Consider the following 6,696-nt stretch of genomic DNA (forward strand, 5'->3'; position numbering starts at 1 on the left):
CGAAACACGCTTGATACCTTCTGAGAAACCCTGCGGCATCTCCGTGGTCGTGTGCAAGTTCTTTCATTGCTCTCTTTCTTCAGCCGTGGCAATCAGCTTGCCGGATTAACCCCAGAAGTAGTGCTAGGGGGCTGTAGATGGATCGAATACCGGGAATATGGGCTATGGTGGTGTCCACGCTCCGTTTCAGTCGGTCGCCACCGACGCGAGATTCGGTGAGTATGTAATCTCTTCAAGTGACCGACTCACGACTCCCCAGCCATACTTCTCCCAATCTTCGCTTCGGTCGCCTCTCCAAGATACGGCTCAATAACCGAGTAATCAGACCATCCTCCAATCGACATCATGGTACGCACGTCGACGCCGCGCTCGACGATGTGGTAGGTGGCCCAGCTGCGGCGGAGATCGTGACTAGAGACGGATCGCCATCGATCACCCTGACCGTCGTCGGCCAGCTGCTCGGCGGCTTCTCGAACCCACCGGCGAACGGACGATGTTGCGACAGAGACAATTGGTTCGTTCTCGGTTCGATTCCGTTCGCTGACGAACCGCTGGATGTTTTCTGCAACGCTTTCGGGAACCCATGCGTCTCGGGTCTTCTTGGAGCCACCTTTGGTGTTCTTCCCCTGGACTTCGAGGAGCCAACAGTCACCTCCAGATGACCATCGAAGCCGTTCTTTGGTTGGATAGCCGACTTCATCGGCTCGGAGTCCACACCGGAGCATGAGTTGGATGGCGATCTCACGTTCCCAGTCGGTTGCTCTTGCAGTGGATTCGAGTTGGTCGGCCTCCTCGATGAAGGGATCGAGCAGGCACTTCGTGTGAGTCCCGCTGTCGTCTTTGATTCGAACCATAGCCGCTTATTCAATAGTATGCGGTTAAGAGTTCGGCTCTATTGGCTTGATTTACCCCTAATATGGGGGTGTGGACGGAGATATAGCCGCTTTTTTGAATAAGGCGGTTACGACTACACCCCATGTACCGAGTGAAAGACACACCAGGTTTCCGCTGTTATCTCACACCCCACGTTCCAAAGTGAAGACACACCCCGTTATCGATCTGTATTCTCCCTCTTAGGTTCCGAAAAATAGTATCAGACTGTTGGCGTTTATATTTGGGAGTGCAAGATACAGAGAATGAGTTCAGCAAATTGAATTCGTTGTTCAGTCCTCTTGATTTGGGTTCCAAGCATAGTAGACTACGGCCATCGAGAGTCCCATTGCAACCGCCTCAAAGGCTACAGAATCTCCAATTAGCGTACCAACCGCAAGTAGAGAAATGGCGGACGTAAACCCGGCGATAATAACATATTGGATACGGGATCGATTTCGCATCCAACCATCGAGACGATGGTACAGATGTCTTATGTCGCTCATGATTCATCTTATAATGGGAAGGACAATAATATTCTCCTGACCGATTCGCGCCCTGTATTCAGCAGTCGATTCCTACCACATCTCTGAGTGGTTGTAGACGTATGTGCAAGACTCAGCCTCTAAGTCTTGCATATCAAATTGAAGAACCATCTGTCTGCTATACTATTGAGGATCTGTTGAAATCCCAGTCTTCAGACCAATTCTTAACTGAACTAGTTGATCGATGCAGAAAACAACCGCTTCAATCGAATAATGCCACTGATTTGTTTGGTTCAAAGGCCGCTTTTCGTCAGTAGTCTATTTAGGATACTCTATCGCCTATTGAACTATAACAAATACTTATACTTGTCAAAATAGAAGCTGCATTCATGTATGACCTAACAGGATTTCAGCGAGATTTGCTCTATTGTGTTGCCGCGCTCAACGAGCCATCTGGCGCGGAAATCCGTCGAGAACTCGAAGCATACTTGACAGCTAAGGTGAATCATGGACGACTCTACCCAAACCTCGACGACCTCGTCGACGAGGGACTGATGAAAAAGGAAACAAAGATAACCGGACGAATCTGTATACGCTCACTCCGTTGGGAAGAGAACTGATCGAAGAGCGTCGACAGTGGGAAGACGCCCAACTCGAGGACACTAAAATCGCTCTCAACTGAACTCCTTTCTGAGTTAGTACCTCAACCATTCGGTCCTCTCAGGACGTATCACTGTGTGAGTTCAGGCGAAATCCGTCCCAGATTTAAAACTGGTGAGTTCCTCAATACGGGCTTCGAGGTCTTCGATCTCCTGCTGGAGTTCGGTTGTCTCCCTGGAGTCGACAGCGGCGAGTCGGTCTTTGAGTCCCTGGAGTCGGGATTCTTTCCGCTCTTCGTCGACATCGGCCTTGCGAACGTACTGGTTTTCGTCGATCTCATAAAGGTCGGATTCAGCGAGGTCGGTCACTTCGAGCGCGTCGTCGACTTTGGAGGTGTCGACGGTGGTGACGCGCTCTCGATCAATGCCTTGGTCTTCGAGTAGTTCGAGGACGGTCTCGTCGTCCTTGAGCGTTCGATTGCGTCGACTCGTTCGTTGGACAGAGCCATACTGACCGTGGACAGGTTGGTCGTGGTGGAGTCGATCTAAGAGAAGCGAACGGATCTGTTGGCGGAGATCGTTGGCATTGCGCTGGACATCAGAGCAGAGCGTGTAGAGGTTGACCAGCTCAGCGGTCTCCATCGTTTCGAGGTTGGTCGGCTCGTAGCGTTCGAGGGCATCGATCAGGAGTAAGGCATCGGCGTACAGCGGGAGGTCTGGTTCCTCACGCACGGGTTCGTGGTTTTGGCCTTCGACAGGGAGGTCGGCGTCGACGAGCGAAGAGGGAGTAGGCGAATCGGTGGGTTTCAACACGCCATCGTGTGGGTCGAACTCGAAGAGTGGGTGAATAGAGAGAATAGTAGCGTAGGGTTCGGCATCAGTAGGGAGGCGATCAAGATCGAAGGGCTGTGGAGACTCCGCTACTCTATCGTAGAGAGTCTCAAACTGCTCGCGTTTGAGTGGGATGGTCGTCTCTTGATCGCGGAAGGAAATGAGGAGGCGATGTTCTAGGGCGTCTTCGATGCGGAATGGCTTGTCAGAAAGCGGGGTTCGGAAGGTCGCGTCGGCTGGAAGTTGATCGGTTTCGTCGAGGATAGAATGCCAGATGCCAGAGAAGGGCATGATTAGGCGTTGATTTTGGGATGGGGCGATAAAATGGTAGTGACGTAGTAGGTTTAGCAGTCGATTTCAGTGTGTGATACGCAGGAACACTGTTATGATGATCACGTTCTAATGATGGGATGCGCTTCGTGTTGGAGGAGCGAAGCGTAGCGGAGACCTGACCACGGGAATGTCCCTGTTCTCTGGACATTACCTTTTGTGCTCCTAATGTGAACCTGCTCAGAGATGAGTGATCATAGAGTGACATATGCAAGACTGCGAGCGCTTGTGAAGTATTGCACTGTGTTGCTCCAACTATTCACAACTTTCGCTGGTACCATCTGGAGAATGTTAGCTTAGTACGCCCGGGTTTAGCTACCCGCAGTCGATCTGTTGTAGAAGTCACGCCCAGAGTCCTTCTTGAGTCCCGTCAACGAAGATTCCTCTATCACTTGTGACGGTTACCTCATGCTCAGAGAGTTCGAATGTCAAGGTCCATGATGCAGTACCATGTGATGCCAAGCGCTGAATTGCCTCGGGGCCAATATACTCGTAGAGAGCAAGATCGAGTTGGGAAGGTTCAGTCTCTTTTGCCTCAGCAATAGCTTCGACAATACTCGGAACTGGAGACTGTCCGATGAGACTATCTATGAATTGAGCACGGAAAACATGTTCTCCTATTTATATGTGTCGAACAATGAAGATAACTTAAGAATCAATGGTAGAGTATCGCGCGAGCGTACGGATGAGATCCCGCCTGCACCCTCTTCAAATCTAGGAGAGGCTGGCGAGGGTGTCATAGAACTCTTGTCACACCGTGATGATCGTGCTACCCGGATTGTCTCCGCGTTCGTAGTTGGAGATTGCGACGACGAGACGAAGACACAGGGAGAGAAACACCTGTGCTCGTGCATGGACGCGGCCTCGGGCGTGGGTGCGCCCGAGGCCGCAGATCTTCACTGATTCGTTGGTCCGTTCAACTCCGGTACGGCGATTGTACGTCTCATCTAACGTTGATTGCTTCAGCTGAACGTCCTCGCTGTGTTCCTCAATACGGTCTTCGACCCTGTACTTGATGTCTTTCGGGTCGTCGGTGTTTCGTGCGTTGTACGGAGCGACTGGCACGACGCCTGCGGCCAGCAGGTAGTCGTGCCAGTGGAGCGTGTCGTAGGCGCTGTCACCGACCATCCAGATCGGCTTGGCGACGGCGCCTGCTTACTCTCGGTGAACTCCGCTGCGATTGGGATTTTTTGTCCGGTCGAAACGATTGTACAGCCGTAGCCGTAGTAGTACTCGTCGTCGGTTGGATCATAGCACTTCGATGCGTCTTGATCAGCGGGCATAGCCCTCACGTCGGTTGAATCAATGCAGTAGGTCAAGTCGAGCAGGCCGCGAGCGGCAGCCTGCTCGACGAGTTGGTCGAAGATGTCGTCAACGACGTGTTCAAGATCGGTGAGAAAGCGATCGACCGCGTCTCTTGACGGCGGTCGATCGAAGCCACAGCTCAGCCAGACCATCGTGTTCTGCAGCTCTCGCGCAACAGGGCGAATTCCGTAGATGTCCTTGTAGTAACAGTAGAGAAAGCCACGCATCATCTCAGGTGGTTCGTGATCTCGTGTCCGCCCCGTCTCAGCCGGGGCGAACACGTCGAACTCTTCGAGAAACTCGAAGGAGAGGTGCTCAAACAACGCTAGCGTCTCAGTCTCCACGGCATTGAAGAACGACTCTATCGAAGGATCATCTTGCAGGGTCGCTGAACTCATCCACTTCAGCGTTCACCCTGTTCTTTGGTGTGTTAATCGTTCTATGACACCCTCAGGGGATGCTTATATGCCGACATGTGTGCTCATTTGTATCTATTGGTTCGAAGTAATAAAATTTAATAATATTCGAAGAAACCATTTCTGATTACTAATGTCTATTTGTCGGGTATACATATTTATTCACCTGTGTTGAAAATCAACTGATGAGCTCAAACGAAAGCCTACAGGAGACTGATACTGAAGCTCGATTTGAGTTCAAAAAGGAGGAAGCCTCTGCGTTCAAAACGGAGAAGGGACTAACAGAGGAGACGATTCGCGTTATTTCCGAGGATAAGGACGAGCCAGAGTGGATGTTGCAGCGTCGTCTCCGCGCCCTTGAGCATTTCCAGAACATGCCGATGCCAACCGACTGGCCAGAGGGACCCGATCTCTCAGAGGTCGACGTCAGCGAGATCGTCCCGTATATCCGGCCGGACATTGAGACCCGTGGCGGCGTTGACGATTGGACGGATCTCCCCGATGACATCAAGGATACCTTCGACAAGCTCGGTATTCCGGAACCCGAAAAGAACGCGCTGTCGGGCGTCGGTGCACAGTACGAGTCGGAGATCGTCTACCAGAACATGCAGGAGCAGTGGGAAGAAAAAGGCGTGATCTTCTGTGATATGGACAAGGCGGTTCGTGACCACGAGGATCTCGTCCGAGAGCACTTCATGAACAAGTGTATCCCACCGAGTGACAACAAGTTCGCCGCACTCCACGGGGCAATCTGGTCTGGCGGCTCCTTTGTCTATGTACCCGAAGATACCAAAGTCGAGATGTCGATCCAGGCGTACTTCCGGATGAACTCCGAAGGGATGGGTCAGTTCGAACACACGCTCATTATCGCTGAAGAGGGTTCGGAGGTCCACTACATTGAGGGCTGCTCAGCCCCGAAATACTCCGAGTTCAATCTCCACTCAGGCGGTGTCGAGGTCTTCGTCGGCGAGAACGCTCACGTCCAGTACTCGACGGTCCAAAACTGGTCGAAGAGTACCTACAATCTCAACACGAAACGCGCTATCGCAGAGAGGGGTGGACGAATGGAGTGGATTTCGGGGTCGATGGGTTCGAGAGCGACAATGCTCTACCCTTCAACGATTCTCAAAGGTCGTGGTGCCTCTGACAACCATATCACTATCGCGTTCGCGGGTGAGGGCCAGAACATCGACACGGGCGCGAAGGTCTACCACAACGCTCCCGAGACAAAGTCGACGGTCGAGTCCAAGTCGATCTCGAAAGACGGTGGTCGAACTAACTACCGTGGACTGGTCCACATCGCAGATGGCGCAGAAAACTCTTCGACGGCTGTCGAGTGTGATGCACTGATGTTCGACAACGAGTCGACGTCGGATACAATGCCGTACATGGAGATCAACGAGTCACAAGTCGACGTCGCCCACGAAGCGACTGTCGGCAAGATCGGCGACGAGGACATCTTTTATCTCCAAAATCGTGGCCTGGATGACGACGATGCCAAGCAGATGATCGTCTCAGGGTTCATCGAACCCCTGACAGAGGAACTGCCAATCGAGTACGCGGTCGAACTCAATCGACTGGTTGAACTCGAGATGGAAGGCAGTCTCGGCTAATCTAATGGCTCTTGCATAACTCAGCGAAACACGTTTACTGCAAAGCAGTCAATAAGCCCGCTCAACGGTACTCCGGCGAGGTTTAGCGTCCGTACGAACCCGTAGGTTCGGACGGACTGCTCCAGTCCGGGCTTCGAGAGACCGCGGAACTTCTGCAGCCAGGGATTCACCAGTGACCAGAGGCATTCGACTTGGTTGACATGGACGCCCTCATCAGTGACAAACTCTTCGGAGTGTGGAACGACCT

The 6,696-nt window shown here is 52.3% G+C and carries 4 protein-coding genes and 3 pseudogenes; 2 read left to right on the forward strand and 5 right to left on the reverse strand.

What is annotated here, in order from left to right; all coding sequences use genetic code 11:
• Positions 1 to 245: 245 nt before the first annotated feature.
• Complete coding sequence (locus O2S87_RS17690) at positions 246 to 854, reverse strand: site-specific integrase (RefSeq protein ID WP_475410071.1); 609 nt, start codon at positions 852 to 854, stop codon at positions 246 to 248.
• An 890-nt stretch (positions 855 to 1,744) separates the two neighbouring features.
• On the opposite strand from O2S87_RS17690, the pseudogene O2S87_RS17695 reads away from it, so the two are divergent.
• Positions 1,745 to 2,037 (forward strand): annotated as a pseudogene (locus O2S87_RS17695) (helix-turn-helix transcriptional regulator).
• Between the two features lie 61 nt (positions 2,038 to 2,098).
• Here O2S87_RS17695 and O2S87_RS17700 read toward each other — a convergent pair.
• From O2S87_RS17700 to O2S87_RS17710, 3 genes and pseudogenes are all read right to left on the reverse strand, one after another.
• Complete coding sequence (locus O2S87_RS17700; protein ID WP_475410072.1) at positions 2,099 to 3,076, reverse strand: DUF7983 family protein; 978 nt, start codon at positions 3,074 to 3,076, stop codon at positions 2,099 to 2,101.
• A gap of 381 nt (positions 3,077 to 3,457) precedes the next feature.
• Positions 3,458 to 3,736 (reverse strand): HalOD1 output domain-containing protein, encoded by a 279-nt coding sequence (locus O2S87_RS17705; RefSeq protein WP_475410074.1) that lies wholly within the window; start codon positions 3,734 to 3,736, stop codon positions 3,458 to 3,460.
• A gap of 129 nt (positions 3,737 to 3,865) precedes the next feature.
• Positions 3,866 to 4,818: pseudogene (locus tag O2S87_RS17710) on the reverse strand (transposase).
• A 203-nt stretch (positions 4,819 to 5,021) separates the two neighbouring features.
• Here O2S87_RS17710 and sufB point away from each other — a divergent pair.
• On the forward strand, positions 5,022 to 6,449 hold the full coding sequence (sufB, locus tag O2S87_RS17715) for a Fe-S cluster assembly protein SufB (RefSeq protein WP_475410073.1): 1,428 nt from the start codon (positions 5,022 to 5,024) through the stop codon (positions 6,447 to 6,449).
• Positions 6,450 to 6,469: 20 nt separating this feature from the next.
• On the opposite strand, the pseudogene O2S87_RS17720 reads toward sufB, so the two are convergent.
• Positions 6,470 to 6,696, reverse strand: a pseudogene (locus O2S87_RS17720) (IS1595 family transposase); the annotation flags it as partial.

The organism is Halohasta sp. A2, assembly GCF_056175805.1.